Below are 16,322 nucleotides of genomic sequence, written 5' to 3'. Positions count from 1 at the left end.
TCTGCCACCCGGTCGGTTTCCACGTTCGACCCTTGCGCAGCCAGCACATCGGCGGCACATTTGCGGGGCGACGCACTCGTTGCCAATAAAGACACTCAAGGAAACGCCATGGCGGCCACGCGGATCGACTGCGACATCCATCCCGCGGTGGGCGGAACCCGCACCACGCTGCTGCCCTATCTCGACGATCACTGGAAAGAGCAGGTCGTCAGCCGCGCCATCGACGGCCTCGATCTCAATTCCTATCCGCCGAGCATGCCGTTGTCCGGCCGCGCCGACTGGCGCCCTGCGACGGGCAAGCCCGGCAGCGACCTCGCGATGGTGCAGCGCGGTGCGTTCGACCAGCTCGGCGCCAGCCACGCGATCTGCAATGTGTTGTACGGTGCGCAAGCGGTATTCGATCCTTATATGGCGGCCGCGTTCTGCAAGGCGATCAACGACTGGATCGCGGCCGAATGGCTCTCGAAGGACAAGCGGCTGCGCGCCTCGATCGTGGTGCCGATGCAGGCGCCGGATCTCGCGGTCGAGGAAATCGAGCGGCTTGCGGGTGATCAGCGCTTTGTCTCCGTGCTGGTGCTGGCGCAGGGCGATCAGCTGCTCGGCAAGCGTCACTTCTGGCCGGTGTATCAGGCCGCCGAGAAACACAAGCTGCCGATCGCGATCCATGCCGGCAGCCAGTACCGGGGCGCGCCGAGTTCGATCGGCTGGCCGTCCTACCGCTACGAATTTTATTTGATGGAGGCGCAGGCGTTTCAGGCCCAGATACTGAGTCTGGTCTATGAGGGCGTGTTCGGCAAATTCCCGGGCTTGAAGGTGGTGCTGATGGAATCAGGCGTCAGCTGGCTGCCGGCCTTCATGTGGCGCGCCAACAAGACCTGGCGCGGCGTGCGCGTCGAGGTGCCCTGGGTCGAACGCGAGCCGGCCTCGATCATCCGCGACCATTTTCGCGTCACGATGCAGCCGTTCGATGGCCCGCCGGATGCGGCTGGCGTCGCAGATATCATCGAGCAGATCGGTTCCGACAAGATGTTCCTGTTTGCGTCCGACTATCCGCACTGGCAGTTCGACGGCAATGACGCGATGCCGCCGCATCTGCCGGCCAGTATCGTTTCGCGCATGTGCGCCGACAATCCGCTGGAAACCTTTCCGCGGCTGAAGCTTGCGGCTTGAACTACCTTATGAGGAGGATCGCATGAGCGACGTCATCGACCGCCCGATTCTGGAACAGGAAGCCGCCGCCAAGAGCCGGCTGCGCATCATCGACTGCGACGTGCATCCGAGCATCCATGCCCATAGCGACCTCGACCAGTTCATGACGAAGCGCTGGCAACAGCATTTCAGGGAATATGGCAGCCATTTGCGCACGCCCTATATCGGCACCACGCCCTATCCGCGCTCTTCGCCGCTGATCGCGCGGCGTGATGCGTGGCCGCCGACCGGCGGGCCTCCGGGTTCCGATCTCTCCTTCATGCAGACGCAGCACCTCGATCCCCTCGATGTCGAGTACGGCATTTTGCAGGTGCTCGACCTCTTCATCTTCTCGCAGCAGAATCTCGAATTCGGCGCCGCGATCCAGCGCGCCATCAACGACTGGCAGCTCGCCTTCTGGTCCGATCGCGATCCGCGGTTGAAAGCCTCGATCCTCGCCGGCCAGGACGACACGGCGCTCGCGATCGCCGAGATCGAACGCTGCGCCAAGACCGGCCGCTATGTGCAGATCAACGTCTGCCCGCGTGCCAATGAACCCTTGGGCCGCCGCCGCTACTGGCCGATCTACGAGCGCGCGCAGGAACTCGGCCTGCCACTCGGCATTCACGTCGGCGGCTATGGCGGGCACGCGCCGACCGGCGGCGGCTGGCCGTCTTATTATGCTGAAGAACACCAGAGCAACGCGCATACCATGGCGTCGATGCTCTGCAGCCTCGTGCTCGAAGGAATCCCTGAACGTTTCCCGAACCTGAAGATCGTGTTCATCGAGGGCGGCTTCGGCTGGATCCCGCCTGCCATGTGGCGGATGGACCGGCATTTTGAGACCTTCCGCAGCGAGGTGCCGCATCTGAAGCGCAAGCCGTCGGAATATGTGAAGGAGCATTTCTGGTTCACGACGCAGCCGATCGACGAGCCGGATGAGGCAAAACATTTGCGCTCGCTGATCGAATGGGTCGGTGTCGATCGCCTGCTGTTCTCGTCGGATTACCCGCATTGGGACTTCGACGATCCGCGCTTCGCGTTCAGGACGCCGCTGTCAGAGATCGAGCGCCAGAAGATTTTCAGCAGCAACGCGCGCTCGGTCTACAAGCTATGATAGTTTAACCCAAGCATGGCCCGGCACATCGTCGCCCGCACCTCAGACATCCCGCCCGGCGGCAACAAGGTCTTTGGCGTCGAGGGCCGCGACATCGTCGTGTTCCACGTCAATGGCGAATTCTTTGCGTTGCTCAATCGTTGTCCGCACGCTGGTGCGCCGCTGGAGAAGGCGGCGTGCGTGGCGCGATTGACCTCGCCGGAGCCCGGTGTCTATCAGCGCTCGCGCGTCGGCGAGCTGCTGCGTTGCGCCTGGCACGGCTGGGAGTTCGACATGCGCAACGGGCAATCCTATTTCGATCCGAAGCGCGTCAAGATCCGTTCTTATCCGGTTGCGATCGAACGCGGCGAAGAGCTTACTCAAGAACTTGCCAAAGGTCTTGAAGACCTCGAGAAGGGCCCCTATGTGGCCGAGACCTTTGCGGTCCATGTCGAGGACAGCTACGTCATCATCGAGACTTGAACCGCCGCAAGATTTTTCTCTTTTCATCCCACCCGAAGGAAGAAGCATCCCATGACGCACGCCATCCGTTTTCACAAGACCGGCGGTCCTGAAGTTTTGACCTGGGAGGAAGTCCAGGTCGGCAAGCCTGGACCGGGCGAGGCGCGCATCCGCCACACCGCGGTCGGTTTGAACTTCGTCGACATCTACAACCGCTCGGGGGTCTATCCCGTGCAACTGCCGAGCGGGCTGGGCAGCGAGGGCGCCGGCGTGGTCGAGGAAGTCGGCAGCGGTGTCACCGATCTGAAGCCCGGTGACCGCGTCGCCTACGGCGCCTCGCCGCTTGGCGCCTATTCCGAGGCGCGGCTGATTCCGGCCGATCGCCTGCTGAAGCTGCCCGACGGCATCGATGACAAGACCGCGGCCGCGATGATGCTGAAGGGCCTGACCACGCAATACCTGATCCGCCAGACCTATCGCGTCAAATCCGGCGACACCATTCTGCTGCATGCCGCGGCCGGCGGCGTCGGCCTGATCCTCGGGCAGTGGGCCAAGCACCTCGGCGCCACCGTGATCGGCACCGTCGGCAGCGAGGAGAAGGCGAAGCTCGCGCAAGCCCATGGTTGCGCCCACACGATCATTTACACCAAGGAGGATTTCGTAAAACGCGTCGACGAAATCACCGGCGGCGCCAAGGTGCCCGTGGTCTATGATTCCGTCGGCAAGGACACGTTCCTGAAATCGCTCGATTGCCTCGCGCCGCTCGGCGTCGCCGCGCTGTTCGGCGCGTCCTCCGGCGCCGTCGAGCCGCTCAACCTCGGCCTGCTGGCTGCGAAGGGATCGCTCTACGTCACCCGCCCGACGCTGTTCACCTACGCCGCCAAGCGCGAGAATCTCGTGGCGATGGCAAACGAATTGTTCGAAGTCGTGAAATCAGGCGCGGTCAAGATCGAGGTGCACCAGACCTATCCGCTGAAAGACGCGGCCAAGGCCCATGCCGATCTCGCCGCGCGCAAGACCACGGGATCGACGGTGTTGACGGTGTGAGGCCCCCGTTCTCCGTCATGGCCGGGCTTGACCCGGCCATCCACGTCTTTCTTGCTGCAACGCTGCAAAGACGTGGATGCCCGGCACAAGGCCGGGCATGACGGCGTTCCTTGTTAAGCGCCTGCACGCTAATGCCTTGCTGGCCAACGATCCTGCCTCATCGATAAAATTTTACTAAAATCCGACTCTACCTCCGCACCGCCCTTCAACGCCTCCTGTGTATCTCCGGTTGCGAGAACTCAGGGGGCTGAGATGACGGATTTCTGGATAGTCGGCGGCTTGATGGCGGGAGCGTTCGTCTCGCCGCTGTATTTCCTGATCATGCGGTGGCTCACCAGATCGCAGCGCGCCGCTTTCTTTGTCCTGATCGGCGCGCTTCTGCTGGCAATTTCAGCGCAGATCTACAACAGCGCGATCGCGGGACATTATTTGTCGCTGGCTGACATCCTCGCGATGTTCAGGCCGCTGTCCTTCCTCGCGCTGACGCTGGGCTGGTTCGTGTGCGGCTTGTTCCACGCGCTGGCTTCGCTCGGCCGGGTATGGGCGCCGCAGCTGGCGCGGCCGGCATCGTTGCACAACTAGGACATGGACGCATTAACGCGCAGCCATAGACGCATTGAAGCAAGCTGGACGACAGCCGCCGCTTCCAAACCATTTCGCTTTCAATCGAGGTCTTAAGCCAATGGATGATGATGATGCTTGGCTTGCCGAACTGTTTGAGCGCGGAGGCGACCCGGACCGCGCAAAACAGCTGCCGGCCTGGGCCCTGCTGTTCCACTCGCCCTTCGACCGTTCTGGCGACGCCACGTCGTGGATCGGCGGCGCGCCGAAAGCGCCGGGCAACTTCGAATGGGCGAAAGACAGGGACGGAACGCCACTCCACTTCATTGCCCAGATTGACCTCGCGTCGTTGAAGCCTGAACCGCAGACCGGATTGCGGCCGCCGGGCTTGCCGGCGGAAGGTGCCCTGCTGGTCTTCATCGGAAAATCTTGGGCCTGCCGGATCCTGAGCGCTGCCCAGATGTCCCAGGCAAAGATCCTTCCGCCGCCCGAAGACCTCGCGCCGGTCAGCAAGCACGGCTTTTTTGGCGAAGGGCGAACGTTTCTCCGCCGGCCCGTCACCCCGACGCGTATCTCGACACCGGCGACGACGACCGTCCTGCCTTCCTTCCAGATCCCTTCAAGTCGCCGCTCGACTGGATCGTCAACTGGGGCATCGCCGCGCTCGAAGCCCAGAACGTCATCGACAGCCTCAAATCCGATCTGAGAACGGCGCAGATTACTTTCGTGCCCGGGATTATTTGCGTAGCCGCGGCAGCCCCGCCAACGAACGGGACCCCAGCACGACTGCGCATTACCAAATCATCGGCCGCAAGGCGCCGGACGTGATCGGAGCCCTCGAAGTCTGGCGCGGCTTTGCGCTCTCAAGGCCGCAGGACGAGGCCGTCGACAGGGATTCCTTCGAGGCAATGATGCGCCTGCGCCTCGAACTGCATGACGAGATGCTGCCACACATGTCGAAGCACATGCTCGCGGGCAGGGCCGAGGCAGTCTGGGACGCGATCCAGCGGCAGCATCCGCGCCTCCGCCACGGCGAAGGCTATGGCGAACTCCCGGTGTGCTACCGTCCCTTCGTCGACATGCGCGAAACCGGCTGGCGCCGCCATCGGCTGTTCGGCATCGAGCCGGAATTTGCAAACAACTGGGAAGATTTGCGCGGGCAGGATTGCGTCATCAGCATCTTCGCCGATGATTTGCTCGAGACAACATCGGAGCACGAGTACGGGCTCTCCATCTGGTGCCCGCGCGATCGCATGGCGAAAGGCCTGTTCGACGAAGGCCAACTGGTCCGCCATTGCGCCGTCTAGGCCGCCAAACGGCGCGCGGGACGAGCGAGGTTCATCCAAGCGCCCTGATTGATGAGCACGCGGCCTAGGTCAGCCCCTTCACCATCGCCCGCACGATAACCGCGATCTCCGCGCGCAGCGCCTCGACCGGCACCGCGATCAGCTTCTGTTCGAGGCCGAGCAGCACCATGCCGTGCACGGCGGAGAAAAGACTGCGCGCCGTGACGCCGAGTTCGCCTGGCGATCGTGACGCCAGCAATGCAGCGAGCGGCTGGAAGATGTGGCGAAACAGATCCATCTGCTCGCTGACCGCCCACTCCGGAATAGGCTTGCCCGGCGTCATGCGGTGTTCGAACAGCGCGCGCCAGAGTTGGAGATTTTCGGCGGCGAAATCGCAATAGGCGACCGCAATGCGCACCAGCGTCTCGGTCGGCGAGGGGGGACCCGCGCTTTCGGCTTCGCTCAGCGCGGCATCGAGCCGTCGCAGCGTGCGCGATCCCACCAGCAGGACGAGTTCGTCCATATCGTCGACCAGATTATAGACCGCGCCATTGGCGCAGCCGATTTCCCGCGCCAGTTCCCGCGTCTTCAGCGCCCCCAAACCGCCCGTGGAAATGCTCCGTTCCGCCGCTAGGATCAAATCTTCGCGTAATTTAGCCCGTCTTTCCAATGCCTTAGACATTTTCTACCATTTTCTTGAGCGATGCTCAAAATAGTTCTTGAGCATTGCTCAAGATGTGCTACAACAGATTCATGAGCAACGCTCATAACACAGGGAGCTGCAAATGTTCAAAACTGTTTTGACGCTTTTCCGGGGCAGCGTGGCTGCCGCGGGAGAAGAACTGGAAGACCGCTCGGCGCTTCTGATCCTCGACCAGCAGATGCGCGACGCGGCCGCGGCCGTGGAACGTTCCAAGCGCACGCTGGCGCTGGCGATCGCCGGCGATCAGCAGGAGGGCCGCCGGCTCGACGCCACCAACGCCCGGATCGCCGATCTCGAAGTGCGCACCACCGCGGCGCTTGATGCCGGCCGGGAAGACCTCGCCCGCGAGGCCGCGCAAGCCATCGCCAATCTCGAAGCCGACCGCGACGCCGCGATGACCGCGCGCACGCTGTTCGCGTCCGAAATCACGCGGATGAAGCGCCAGGTCGCCGGTGCGGAGTCTCGGATCACAGAGCTCGATCGTGGCCGCCGCATCGCCCGTGCTTCGGAAGCGGTTCGCGCCATGCGCCGCGGCGGGGTGGAGGCGACCCGGCCTTACGAAGCCACGCTGCCGGAAGCCGAGCGGACGCTGAAGCGTCTGCGCGAACGGCAGATGGAAGCCCAGGCTGCCGACGAAGCCCTGATCGAACTCGATGCCGCCTCAGGACCGCTGGCGACCGCCGAAAAGCTCGCCGAACAGGGCTTTGGACCACGACTGAAGTCGACCGCTGACGACGTGCTCGCGCGGCTGAACGCCAAGCGCACGCAGACGACCTGAACGACCCGTTGAACCAAGCCCACTGAGGCAAGCCGACTGAACCGAGCCTTCGATTTAATACCCAACCTCAAACGTCCACACACAGGAGACTATCATGAACCAGAATGTCCAACCCCACAGCAATGCCTGGGTTACCTTCACCTATGTTTCGTTCGCCGCCTCCGTCTTCATGGTCGCCGTCGGCCTGTTCTATCTGCCGATCGATCTCTGGATGAAGGGCTATCTCACGATGGGCATCATCATGATGGTCCAGTGCTGCGTCACCCTGACCAAAACCGTCCGTGACATGCACGAAAGCGGCAAGCTGGTGAACCGCATCGAAGATGCGAAAGCCGAGCGCCTGCTGATGGAAGTTTCGAAGGCCGCGTAAACCTGTGGCGCGTGCTGGCGAAGGCGGGCGGCGGGTGTTTCGGCATCCGCCGTTCGTTTCTCCGGGGGCGCGCTCTGGCTCATCAACAATCGCGTTGGAGCGCGATCCCGCGCGAACTCCAATTTACCTGGCAAGAGAAAGGTGAGGACGATGCATATGTCTTCCGAAAATCCTCTCGATGATGAATTTGGCGGCGTACCGGCATGGGGTCCGCCCTCGCTGCGACGGGCGCTCGTGTTCCTGTTGCTGGGCCCGATCCTCGGCGTTCTCGTCGCCCTGTCACCCGACGTTGCGAGCGGGGGACTTAACGCCTGGCTCGTGCTCATCGGCAAGCAGGTGTTTGTCGTCGCGCTGCTGGTATCGGCAATCACCGGGCTCGTCGACGGCATCCTGTCCCGCACCTTGTCGATCTTCTTGCGGGCGCCCCTGATCGCGATCGTCGGCGCGATATCGGCCATTGGCCTGCCGGCCGCTTTGCTCGGACCGCTGCCGCAGGAGATGTCGATGGCGCTTGCGATCGGCGGCGCATTCTGCATGGGCGTGTGCTCAGTGCTGTCGCACGAATATGGCCGTACGAACACTTGAAAGCCGGCATCCGCCGTCCGCTTCTGCGGGACGCGCCGCTTCATCAACGGCGCGTCAAGCGTCCACCACGCGCCAATCGGCGAAGTCATGTTACAAGGCGAAAACAGGATTAAGGGCAATGCACGTGTCTACTGAAAACCCTCCCGAAAATGATGCCGACCGCGGATCGCTCTTTACCGATCTGCCCTGGCTGCGACGCACGCTCGTGTTCGGGTTGCTGGGTCCGCTGCTCGGCGTTTTCGAGCTGTTGGCATACGAGGCCGTGCGCGGCGGATTAGGTTACCTGCTTTCCGTCATCATGGGAGTGGTGTTTGTCTTCGGCCTGCTTGCCTCCGTCGTCACCGGGATCATTGACGGCAGGCTGTCCGGCATTTTGCCGATCGCGTTGCGGGCGCCGCTGGCGGCGCTGTCAGGCGCGCTGCTCGCCATTGGCCCGCCGGCTGTCTTGCTTGGGCCGATGCCGCTGGATTCTTCGATAGCAATTGGGGTTGTCGGCGCACTCAATATGGCCGTGTGCTCGCTGCTGTCGCATGATTATGGCCGCAGCCGTCCGTTATGAGGAACTGATTTCAATGAATCGAACGCTGGTGTTCCTGCTGCTGGGTCCGTTATCGGTCGTTCTCACGACCTGGGTCGCGGTTGGAATGCCGTTTGAAAGCTTTGCCCTCTTCTTCGCGGTGCTGTTGTTTCTTGTCACCTTTCCGAGTGTCGGCGATCGTAGGGGTCCTTGATGGACAGCTGGCCCGGGCGATCCCGCTTCTGCTGAGGGCGCCCCTGACGGCGCTGGTCGGCGCGACGGCGGCCATGGTGCTGCCGCGCGCCTTGCTTGGATCGCTGCCGCAGGACATGTCGGTGCAGTTCGGCCTCTGTGGCGCATTCTGTATGGGGCTGTGTTCGTTGCTTGCGCACGACTATAACGCCCAAAAAGCCCGGCCCGACGACGTCAGCGGTTCCCGATCATGAGTCATTTGCAATGGCCGCTCAATGCATCGTTTACCCTTGCGCAACCTGAGGGTGCTTCAATCATACCTCCTTAACTGGCGCGGGCGCAGAAATCCGGCGGCGGAAAGTTCCGCAACGGGATTCACGTCACTGGTCCGGGACCGGTCCTTCACTTCAGCCGCATCAGCAGGATGGCGCCATGAACCAGAATGTCCAACACCACAGCAACGCGTGGGTCACCTTCACCTATGTCTCGTTCGCGGCCTCGGCCTTCATGGTCGCCGTCGGCGTCTACTTCCTCCCCGTCGATCTCTGGATCAAGGGCTATCTCACGATGGGCATCCTGATGCTCGTGCAGTGCTGCGTCACCTTGACGAAGACCGTGCGCGACATGCACGAAAGCGACCGGATGGTGAACCGTCTGGAAGACGCCAAGGCCGAGCGGCTGCTGATGGAAGTTTCCAAATCCACGTAATCGGTCCACGTAACGTGAGCGCCGTGGCTGGCGAGGGCAGACGGCGGGTGCTTCGGCATCCGCCGTTTGTCTGCCTGGCACGATGTCTGCCTCGATGTCTGCCTTGATGTCTTCCTTGATGTCTTCCTTGCGGATTGTTTGACGCCGCCAACACATCGTTTACCCTCTCGCCACCGCAACGTGCCGCACTCATGGCTCCTTAACGGGCCCGGCGCACAAATCCGGATCGGGTGCGGGCAGGTGGCATGGCGTCTTTCTGGAGCGGCAATTCGGCGATCCGTCATGGTTTCGGGCAGGTCCGCGCTGCAGCCGGGCGTCTGCCCGGCTACGCGGCGTTCTGGCTGAAGGCGTTCTCGCAGGAAACCATCGATCTCACCTTGCGCACCCATACCGGCCTGCAGACGCGGATCGTCGAAAGCCCGGGCCTCTCGCTGCCGCAGCAAGACCTCGGCGCACTGGTCGCAGATTTGCGCACCGTCGCCAGCAAGACCCTGCCGGCCGGCAGCCTCACCTACGGGATCTTCTCCGGCGAGCGCGAACGCCTGTCGCGCGCCATCGTCACGCTGATCCGTGAAGAAGCCACCGGCCGCCCGATCGCCTTCAACGCGCTGTCGGTGATGTCCGTCGAGCTCGACGGCGAGCCGCAGGAGGTCACCCATCTCGGCCTCGTGATGGTCGACCCTGACGTGCAGGGGCAGGGGCTGTCCTGGGTGCTCTACGGCCTGACCACGCTGGTGCTGTTCGCCCGCGACGGTTTTCGTCCCAAATGGATCTCGAACGTGACGCAGGTGCCTTCCGTGTTCGGAATGGTCTGCGACACGTTTTCGGATGTGTTTCCCTCGGCTGATGCCAGCGCGCGGCAGAGCTTCGCCCATCTGCAACTGGCGCGCGGCATCATGCGCGAGCATCGCGCGGTGTTCGGCGTCGGTGATGAGGCCGGGTTCGACGAGACGCGTTTCGTGATCACCGACGCCTATACCGGTGGATCGGACGCGCTCAAGAAAACCTGGGACGTCGCGCCAAAACATCGCGACGAGCAATACAACGCGTTCTGCCTGCGCGAACTCGACTACGCCAGGGGCGACGATTTGCTGCAGCTCGGCCGCGTCGATCTCGCCGGCGCGCGGCGTTATCTGCAGCGCGAGGTGCCGGCCGGCTCGATGCCGGCGCTGCTGGCCGCCTCCGCCGTGCTGGCGCTGCAGCGGCTGGTGCTTCCGCTTTTGCATTGGCTGGACGATACGCGCGCATTCGGCACCTTGCGCCCCCGGTCAGGGAGCAGCCGATGAGCCCGATGTCATCAGGCGTGATCGCCGATTCCATCGTCAATCTCTGCGGCGCGCTCGGGCTTTGCGTCGCGATGTTCGCGCTGTACCGGCGCGATCCCAAGAGCCCATTGACCCAGCGCCTGCTCCTGCTGCTTGGCGTCGTCGCGCTGTTGTTCTTGACGCGCGGCGTGGCGTGGTGGACCGGCAGCGTGCTGCTCGACCGGCTGTCGCTGATTCCGGCGGCGCTGCTGCCGCTCGGCGCGCTCATTGTCACGGAAGGTATTCTGCGGCGTCACGCGCCGCGTGCGGCCAAGATCGCGGCATTGGCGGGCGCGGTCGTGATCGGCCTCGGCGGCGTGTTCGGGCTGGAGAGCTACACGACGCCTTATGCGATCGCGCTGGCGATATTCCAGCTTGCGGGATTTGTCATTTGCGCGTGGCTGTTGGCGACGCGGGACCGGACCTCGCTGCTGGCCTCCGAAAACCGCAGCATCGGCCGGCTCGCGGCCGGCGCGCTGATCGTGATCCCCTTCATCGTCACGGATTATCAGGCGCTCGCGCCTGATATGCCGGTCCGGCTTGGCGCGCTCGGTGCGCTATTGGTCGTCACCGCCGTGTTGATCGCGGGTGGCGGCAGCGAAACGCGGCGGCAGGGTATCCTGATGACGGCGCTGCGGCTGGTGAGTTCCGCATTACTTGGCGCGGCAGCCGCCTGCGTGTCGCCGGATGCCGATGCCGCGCAAATCATGCGCTTTTGCGCGATCGCGATTGCGGGCGTGCTGACCATCGGCCTGATGACCGATACGCTGCGCGCGCTGTTCGAAGCCCAGGTGCCGGGAGTTTTGAATTCCGTCGCGGCGTCCGCGGCCGGTACTCGCGACGAATTGATCGCGGAACTGGCGCGCCATCCGATGTTCGAAAGCGCCCGGCGCTACCGCGAAAGCGATCTTGCCGCCTACGATCCGCCATTGTTGCGGAACGCGCTGTCGACGCGCCGGGTGTTGCGCCGTCCCGAAGCGCCATGGGGCCTTGCCGCGACGGATCCCGCGGTCGAACGGTTGATGTCGCTGATGAAGGCCGGCAATGCCACGCATGTGATCATTTTGTCGCATCAACCGGTCGATCTGCTGGTGCTGGCCGTTCCCGTCATTTCCGCCGATCCCGCCACCGAAACCGCGCTCGCGCTGGTGCGGCGCATCCTCGCATTGACGCCGGAAGCGGCGTGACGGCCGACATCAAAATGTGTTAGGTGCCTGACATCTTACGCGGCAAGCGTTCTTCATGACAGGTGCGGCTGATGGACAAGCAAGCGATGCGCGAGGAGGCCGAGCGCCTGATCCGCGAGACCATGGAAAAGAGAAACCTGACCATCAAGCAGGGCAATACGCGGATCGAGACAACTTGCGGCAAATGTGGCGCGCCAAACCGTCTGCAGGCCGAAAAGGGCGCCACCCGCGTCAAATTCGCCTGCAAGCAATGCGGCCACAAGCAAGAGACGCTTTGAGCATCGTCGTTTCTCTCTGACAACGCGAACGGCCCGCCGGGTCATCGGCAGGCCGTTCCGACTGATGCATGGCGCGTTCGCTCGTCTCGCTCAGAACAGACCGGGCAGCAACATGGCGACCCGTTCGCGATATTTGCGATATTCGTCGCCGAAGAATGCGACCAGGTCGCGCTCTTCCAGCCAGATGCCGACGAAGATGTAGGCGGTCGTCACGGACGCGAACAGCAAATGCCCCAGCGTCATGACAGGCGTTGACCAGAAGGCGATGATAAAGCCGAGATAGATCGGATGCCGGATCAGGCGATACAGCCCCGGCGTCCTGAACGCGATGGGCGCGGTCAGGCGTCCGGCGAAATGCGCCACCACCTGCGTCAATCCGAACAGCTCGAAATGGCTGATCAGGAAGGTGCTGTAGAGCACGATAAGCCAGCCCATAAAGCCAATCGCGGTCACGACGCCGGCGAAGACCGGCCCTTCGATGTTCCAGACCACCGCCGGCATCGGCTGCCATTGCCAGAACAGCAGGATCAGGCTGAGGCTGGCGAGCAGGACGTAGGTAGAGCGCTCGATCGCCGGTGAGGCGAAGCGCGCGAACATTCTCTTGAAGCCCTGCCGCGCCATCCCGCTGTGCTGCACGGCGAAGATCGACATCAGGATCAGGTTGATCAGCAAAGCCGTCGACAGCGAAGAGGCCGAGCCGGTGTTGATAGTCTTGGGGACGACCAGTCGCGAGACGAAGCCGACCGCGTACAGGAAAGTGCCGAGGAAAATCAGATAGGCGAGGCCGCCGTAGCATAGGGCGAGCATTCTCATCGCAAAGGAAGGGATTGCGGCAGGCGTACCCGTTTGCATCGTAATCGACATCTTCAGTCTCCTTTGAAATATGCAGTTGCTCGGAAATCGTTTCGTTCAAGCCGGTTCAGGCGGCGCGCTTGCGCTGCCTCGCGGCTGCCAGGACCTGGTCGATCGGGCCGCAGTAGATGCGCGTCTTGTCCAACCGGCGTTGATCGAGCTTTCGCTGCGCGATTGACGCGGCCTCTCGCTCATGGTGGGCGATCGCGGCCGCCACCTGGCCATTGAGGAATCGCCTCAGGCGCGCGGCCAGGACGAGGATCTTCCTCAGCAGGGTTGGCGTCGTCGTGGACTGGAACGGCGCAAGCGCCCGCACTGCATGATGCTGGCCACGTTGCCGTGCGGCAACGGGCCGTCTGGCGGAATATCCGTAAGCGTGGAAATCAGACGAGCCGATCATGTGACGTCTCCGGTTGTATGATCCTTGACCCGTCTGTAAATTGAGATGCGCCCTCACGCTTGGCGGACTCCTTCAGGAGACGTTGGTTTTTCCTCCGCCAGAGGTTGATTTCGATCTGCAATGCTTGGGATTGTGGCGTGGCCTCTGGCGAGGTGGTAATGAAATACCGATTTTCTAATTTCGAGATCGACCTTGGCCAACACGAGCTGCGCCGCGAGGGCGTGTCCGTCCACATCGAGCCTCAGGTCTTCGATGTCATTGTTCATCTGGTGCGCAACCATGACCGGGTCGTCAGCAAGGATGAGTTGATCGACACGGTCTGGCATGGCCGGGTGATCTCGGAAGCCGCGTTCTCCAGCCGCATCAATGGCGCCAGACGCGTGCTTGGCGACAACGGAACGGATCAGCTTTTTATCAGGACGTTGCACCGGCGCGGCTTCCGGTTCGTCGGCGATGTTCAGGCGGTCGCAGCGTCGGATGCCGATGCGGTCAGGCTTGCTCCTGATGACGCCGCTGCAGCGGGCGTGGCTCCCGCGCGGGTCTCGATTGCCACCGACGTGTCTCATCTCGACGATGTCGTCTCGGAAGTCGTGAAGGCGGAAGCCATCGCGCGATCGTCGATCGCGGTGCTGCCGTTTGAGAACATGTCGAATGACCCGGAGAACGACTATTTCAGCTACGGCCTGACCGAAGACATCATCCGCCTCTTGGCGCGCAATCGCTGGCTTTCCGTGATCTCGCGCCACTCCACGGTCGGATTCGGGGGGCGCGTGGTCGATGCGCGTGAGGTCGGTGCCCAGCTCGGCGTGAGTTATGTGATGTCCGGCAGCGTTCGCAAGAGTCGCGACGCGGTCAGGATCACGGCGGAACTGGCCCGGGCTGCGGACGGAAAACAGCTTTGGTCCGACAAATACGATCTTCAGCTCGAGAATATTTTCGATATCCAGGAGGAGATGGCACGGCAGATCGCGGCCACGATCGAACCGGAGCTGTCGAAGGTGGAGCAGCAACTGGCTGCCCGCAAGGCGCCGGAAAGCCTGGATGCCTGGGATTGCTACCAGCGCGGCCTATGGAATCTATGGCGATTTACCACACCGGGGTTTGACCAGGCGGAGGCCTATTTTAGGCGCGCGATCGAAGCCGATCCGGATTTTGCCCGCGGCCATGGCGCGCTCGCCTACGTCAATGTTCAGCGCTCGCTGTATGACGAGCCCAGGGATCGTCCGGCTCGGCTGGAGACGGCGTTGCGCCAGGCGCGTGTCTCCGTGGCGCTCGACGACCTCGATTGTTTTTGTCACTGCGCCCTCGGCCGTGCGCTGTGCCTGACCCGTCAGAATGACGAAGCGCTGGCGGCGATCGACCTGTCGCTGGAACTCAATCCAAGCTTTGCGCAAGGGTATTTTGCGCAAGGGTTCAATCTATTGTGGTACGGGCGGGAGATCGAAGCGGAAACGCTGCTCGATCGAGCGACCATGCTCAGTCCGCGCGACAGCCATCTTTGGAGTTTCCATCACGTGCGCTCCTGGGCGCATTTCTCGCTCGGTGAGTACGACATCGCCGTCGAGTTTGCCCGCAGGGCAACCCGGCAGCCCAATGTCCCGTATCGGGCGTTTGCAACACTGGCAGCCTCGCTCGGCCGTCTCGGCGAAAAGGCTCAGGCCGAAGCGGTGGCCGCCGAACTGCTGCAACGCAAGCCGGGTTACAAAACGGATACCGCGCGGCAGGAGCTCTTCTTCTGCAATGATCAGGGCTTCATCGACCGGTTCGTCGCGGGCCTGCGTGTCGCCGGCATAACCGGCGGCTAGCAAAGCGGCTATTTCACTCGCAGCCGGAGCGGAATGACCTGCCGGTCGGAGCAGGTCATGGTGCCGTTATAGCCATCGGATAATGGTCCGCTGGCCGTGCATTCGGTGCCCGGCATCGACAATGTCGCGTTCAACTGGGACGAAGCCGAAATCTGCAGGCGCATTTCGCCTTTCTTCTCCACCGGGCCGTCCTGCGTGCACAGGCCGATATGCTTCAGTACGAGCGGGCCACGGTAGTCCCTGATGCGGCCGGATGCCGTTTCGGTGACGGTGGCAGTCACTTCCCATTCCCCGAGAAAGCCGGAAGTGCCGCTCACCTCAAGCGCGCGCGCCGGCGACAGCGTCGCCATGACGGCCAGCGTGACAGCCAGACCAAATGCTTTCACAACCTGCTCCCGTGCGAATTGGCCTGTCACTCTTATCACGGCTCTCTCCGCCCGTCATTCCGGGCTCTCGCTTGGCGAGCCGCGGAATGACAGCTTAATTTGGATGTCGTCCTCTCCGCGTCATTGCGACCCGGTGGCTCGCAATGACGGTTAAGTGCGACATATCAGCCCGACGGGCAAATCGCTTCTGGTTTACGGAAATCGTGTCAAGTCCTGAAATAAAAAATATTTCTGTTTACCAGAACACAAATCAGGGGCATATATTCGCCCATCCCGTCCTACTCAGAAGGGCGTCGGCCGTCGTCACGGACGTTGGACGGGTTGCGGTGGACGCTGGTTTACGCCTCGACGACGGCGTGGATAAGCGTACGGCAAAACCGTGTGGTCCTGGCGCCCGTTGCAGGCGTCAAGCTGTTGGAGAAGCGCAAGCGGGAACGGCAGCGACGGAGTCAACCAAGAACTCGTCTCCGGGGAGAGCACGGCATAAGCCGTAAAGCCATTGCGCAGGGAAGGCCGGGTGTTCTCCGCTGCCCTGTATGCTCGTGTGCAGCATTTCTTGTGCTAACCGCACACGGGACCGCGGGTGCAGCGCGCACCCGGTCTTCCCTGCGCCCTCT

General features: G+C 62.7%; 22 protein-coding genes. 18 read left to right on the top strand and 4 right to left on the bottom strand.

Features of this window, described 5'->3' with window-relative positions; genetic code table 11:
• Positions 1-108: 108 nt before the first annotated feature.
• From JQ611_RS36135 to JQ611_RS36105, 7 genes are all read left to right on the top strand, one after another.
• A complete protein-coding gene (locus JQ611_RS36135) occupies positions 109-1,170 on the top strand; it encodes an amidohydrolase family protein (protein WP_212270132.1) in 1,062 nt (353 codons plus the stop codon).
• A gap of 22 nt (positions 1,171-1,192) precedes the next feature.
• Positions 1,193-2,305, top strand: a complete 1,113-nt coding sequence (locus JQ611_RS36130) for an amidohydrolase family protein (protein ID WP_212468140.1) — start codon at positions 1,193-1,195, stop codon at positions 2,303-2,305.
• Between the two features lie 15 nt (positions 2,306-2,320).
• Positions 2,321-2,767, top strand: a complete 447-nt coding sequence (locus JQ611_RS36125) for a Rieske (2Fe-2S) protein (RefSeq protein WP_212270130.1) — start codon at positions 2,321-2,323, stop codon at positions 2,765-2,767.
• Between the two features lie 51 nt (positions 2,768-2,818).
• Positions 2,819-3,793, top strand: coding sequence for a quinone oxidoreductase (locus tag JQ611_RS36120; RefSeq protein ID WP_212270129.1), 975 nt, complete (start codon positions 2,819-2,821; stop codon positions 3,791-3,793).
• 252 nt (positions 3,794-4,045) lie between these two features.
• On the top strand, positions 4,046-4,375 hold the full coding sequence (locus JQ611_RS36115; protein WP_212270128.1) for a hypothetical protein: 330 nt from the start codon (positions 4,046-4,048) through the stop codon (positions 4,373-4,375).
• A gap of 100 nt (positions 4,376-4,475) precedes the next feature.
• Positions 4,476-5,060: a DUF1963 domain-containing protein gene (locus tag JQ611_RS36110; protein ID WP_212468139.1), complete on the top strand. Its 585-nt coding sequence runs from the start codon at positions 4,476-4,478 to the stop codon at positions 5,058-5,060.
• A 118-nt stretch (positions 5,061-5,178) separates the two neighbouring features.
• Positions 5,179-5,661: a hypothetical protein gene (locus tag JQ611_RS36105; protein WP_212468138.1), complete on the top strand. Its 483-nt coding sequence runs from the start codon at positions 5,179-5,181 to the stop codon at positions 5,659-5,661.
• A 64-nt stretch (positions 5,662-5,725) separates the two neighbouring features.
• On the opposite strand, the gene JQ611_RS36100 is transcribed toward JQ611_RS36105, so the two are convergent.
• Positions 5,726-6,322, bottom strand: coding sequence for a TetR/AcrR family transcriptional regulator (locus JQ611_RS36100; RefSeq protein WP_212270126.1), 597 nt, complete (start codon positions 6,320-6,322; stop codon positions 5,726-5,728).
• 103 nt (positions 6,323-6,425) lie between these two features.
• Between JQ611_RS36100 and JQ611_RS36095 the strand changes: the two genes are divergently transcribed.
• The 10 genes from JQ611_RS36095 to JQ611_RS36050 all read left to right on the top strand — a co-directional run bounded on the left by JQ611_RS36095 (position 6,426) and on the right by JQ611_RS36050 (position 12,262).
• On the top strand, positions 6,426-7,121 hold the full coding sequence (locus JQ611_RS36095) for a PspA/IM30 family protein (protein ID WP_212270125.1): 696 nt from the start codon (positions 6,426-6,428) through the stop codon (positions 7,119-7,121).
• Positions 7,122-7,215: 94 nt separating this feature from the next.
• A complete protein-coding gene (locus tag JQ611_RS36090; protein ID WP_192740356.1) occupies positions 7,216-7,491 on the top strand; it encodes a YiaA/YiaB family inner membrane protein in 276 nt (91 codons plus the stop codon).
• Between the two features lie 156 nt (positions 7,492-7,647).
• Entirely contained in the window at positions 7,648-8,076 is a 429-nt protein-coding gene (locus JQ611_RS36085; protein WP_212270124.1) for a hypothetical protein, read from the top strand.
• Positions 8,057-8,635 carry a hypothetical protein gene (locus tag JQ611_RS36080; protein ID WP_212468137.1) on the top strand — a complete coding sequence of 193 codons (579 nt, stop codon included), beginning with the start codon at positions 8,057-8,059 and terminating at the stop codon, positions 8,633-8,635. The genes JQ611_RS36085 and JQ611_RS36080 overlap by 20 nt, the downstream gene beginning before the upstream one ends.
• Positions 8,636-8,648: 13 nt before the next feature.
• Positions 8,649-8,807 carry a hypothetical protein gene (locus JQ611_RS36075; RefSeq protein ID WP_212468136.1) on the top strand — a complete coding sequence of 53 codons (159 nt, stop codon included), beginning with the start codon at positions 8,649-8,651 and terminating at the stop codon, positions 8,805-8,807.
• Positions 8,808-8,880: 73 nt separating this feature from the next.
• Positions 8,881-9,039 (top strand): hypothetical protein, encoded by a 159-nt coding sequence (locus JQ611_RS36070; protein ID WP_212468135.1) that lies wholly within the window; start codon positions 8,881-8,883, stop codon positions 9,037-9,039.
• A 178-nt stretch (positions 9,040-9,217) separates the two neighbouring features.
• On the top strand, positions 9,218-9,493 hold the full coding sequence (locus tag JQ611_RS36065; protein WP_192740352.1) for a YiaA/YiaB family inner membrane protein: 276 nt from the start codon (positions 9,218-9,220) through the stop codon (positions 9,491-9,493).
• Between the two features lie 245 nt (positions 9,494-9,738).
• The gene (locus JQ611_RS36060; protein ID WP_212468134.1) at positions 9,739-10,779 is read left to right on the top strand and encodes a hypothetical protein; all 1,041 of its coding nucleotides are present in this window, start codon (positions 9,739-9,741) and stop codon (positions 10,777-10,779) included.
• Positions 10,780-10,784: 5 nt separating this feature from the next.
• Positions 10,785-11,984, top strand: coding sequence for a hypothetical protein (locus JQ611_RS36055; protein WP_212468166.1), 1,200 nt, complete (start codon positions 10,785-10,787; stop codon positions 11,982-11,984).
• A gap of 71 nt (positions 11,985-12,055) precedes the next feature.
• A complete protein-coding gene (locus JQ611_RS36050; RefSeq protein ID WP_192740350.1) occupies positions 12,056-12,262 on the top strand; it encodes a hypothetical protein in 207 nt (68 codons plus the stop codon).
• Between the two features lie 90 nt (positions 12,263-12,352).
• Here the strand turns inward: JQ611_RS36050 and mddA are convergent, their stop codons facing one another.
• On the bottom strand, positions 12,353-13,126 hold the full coding sequence (gene mddA / locus JQ611_RS36045) for a methanethiol S-methyltransferase (protein WP_212468133.1): 774 nt from the start codon (positions 13,124-13,126) through the stop codon (positions 12,353-12,355).
• A 55-nt stretch (positions 13,127-13,181) separates the two neighbouring features.
• Positions 13,182-13,514 (bottom strand): hypothetical protein, encoded by a 333-nt coding sequence (locus JQ611_RS36040; RefSeq protein ID WP_212270119.1) that lies wholly within the window; start codon positions 13,512-13,514, stop codon positions 13,182-13,184.
• Between the two features lie 158 nt (positions 13,515-13,672).
• Between JQ611_RS36040 and JQ611_RS36035 the strand changes: the two genes are divergently transcribed.
• Positions 13,673-15,319 carry a winged helix-turn-helix domain-containing tetratricopeptide repeat protein gene (locus JQ611_RS36035; protein ID WP_212468132.1) on the top strand — a complete coding sequence of 549 codons (1,647 nt, stop codon included), beginning with the start codon at positions 13,673-13,675 and terminating at the stop codon, positions 15,317-15,319.
• An 8-nt stretch (positions 15,320-15,327) separates the two neighbouring features.
• Here the strand turns inward: JQ611_RS36035 and JQ611_RS36030 are convergent, their stop codons facing one another.
• Positions 15,328-15,705, bottom strand: coding sequence for a hypothetical protein (locus JQ611_RS36030; protein ID WP_212270117.1), 378 nt, complete (start codon positions 15,703-15,705; stop codon positions 15,328-15,330).
• Between the last annotated feature and the right edge of the window lie 617 nt (positions 15,706-16,322).

This window comes from Bradyrhizobium sp. AUGA SZCCT0182 (assembly GCF_018130185.1).
GTDB lineage: Bacteria > Pseudomonadota > Alphaproteobacteria > Rhizobiales > Xanthobacteraceae > Bradyrhizobium.
This window is presented reverse-complemented; position numbering and strand designations above follow the sequence as displayed.

Excerpts from the sequence above, each read along its gene's own strand:
- JQ611_RS36135 (WP_212270132.1), top strand. The coding sequence starts at position 109 with ATGGCGGCCACGCGGATCGACTGCGACATCCATCCCGCGGTGGGCGGA.
- JQ611_RS36130 (WP_212468140.1), top strand. The coding sequence starts at position 1,193 with ATGAGCGACGTCATCGACCGCCCGATTCTGGAACAGGAAGCCGCCGCC.
- JQ611_RS36125 (WP_212270130.1), top strand. The coding sequence starts at position 2,321 with ATGGCCCGGCACATCGTCGCCCGCACCTCAGACATCCCGCCCGGCGGC.
- JQ611_RS36120 (WP_212270129.1), top strand. The coding sequence starts at position 2,819 with ATGACGCACGCCATCCGTTTTCACAAGACCGGCGGTCCTGAAGTTTTG.
- JQ611_RS36115 (WP_212270128.1), top strand. The coding sequence starts at position 4,046 with ATGACGGATTTCTGGATAGTCGGCGGCTTGATGGCGGGAGCGTTCGTC.
- JQ611_RS36110 (WP_212468139.1), top strand. The coding sequence starts at position 4,476 with ATGGATGATGATGATGCTTGGCTTGCCGAACTGTTTGAGCGCGGAGGC.
- JQ611_RS36100 (WP_212270126.1), bottom strand. The coding sequence starts at position 6,322 with ATGTCTAAGGCATTGGAAAGACGGGCTAAATTACGCGAAGATTTGATC.
- JQ611_RS36095 (WP_212270125.1), top strand. The coding sequence starts at position 6,426 with ATGTTCAAAACTGTTTTGACGCTTTTCCGGGGCAGCGTGGCTGCCGCG.
- JQ611_RS36090 (WP_192740356.1), top strand. The coding sequence starts at position 7,216 with ATGAACCAGAATGTCCAACCCCACAGCAATGCCTGGGTTACCTTCACC.
- JQ611_RS36085 (WP_212270124.1), top strand. The coding sequence starts at position 7,648 with ATGTCTTCCGAAAATCCTCTCGATGATGAATTTGGCGGCGTACCGGCA.
- JQ611_RS36080 (WP_212468137.1), top strand. The coding sequence starts at position 8,057 with ATGGCCGTACGAACACTTGAAAGCCGGCATCCGCCGTCCGCTTCTGCG.
- JQ611_RS36075 (WP_212468136.1), top strand. The coding sequence starts at position 8,649 with ATGAATCGAACGCTGGTGTTCCTGCTGCTGGGTCCGTTATCGGTCGTT.
- JQ611_RS36070 (WP_212468135.1), top strand. The coding sequence starts at position 8,881 with ATGGTGCTGCCGCGCGCCTTGCTTGGATCGCTGCCGCAGGACATGTCG.
- JQ611_RS36065 (WP_192740352.1), top strand. The coding sequence starts at position 9,218 with ATGAACCAGAATGTCCAACACCACAGCAACGCGTGGGTCACCTTCACC.
- JQ611_RS36060 (WP_212468134.1), top strand. The coding sequence starts at position 9,739 with ATGGCGTCTTTCTGGAGCGGCAATTCGGCGATCCGTCATGGTTTCGGG.
- JQ611_RS36055 (WP_212468166.1), top strand. The coding sequence starts at position 10,785 with ATGTCATCAGGCGTGATCGCCGATTCCATCGTCAATCTCTGCGGCGCG.
- JQ611_RS36050 (WP_192740350.1), top strand. The coding sequence starts at position 12,056 with ATGGACAAGCAAGCGATGCGCGAGGAGGCCGAGCGCCTGATCCGCGAG.
- mddA (WP_212468133.1), bottom strand. The coding sequence starts at position 13,126 with ATGTCGATTACGATGCAAACGGGTACGCCTGCCGCAATCCCTTCCTTT.
- JQ611_RS36040 (WP_212270119.1), bottom strand. The coding sequence starts at position 13,514 with ATGATCGGCTCGTCTGATTTCCACGCTTACGGATATTCCGCCAGACGG.
- JQ611_RS36035 (WP_212468132.1), top strand. The coding sequence starts at position 13,673 with ATGAAATACCGATTTTCTAATTTCGAGATCGACCTTGGCCAACACGAG.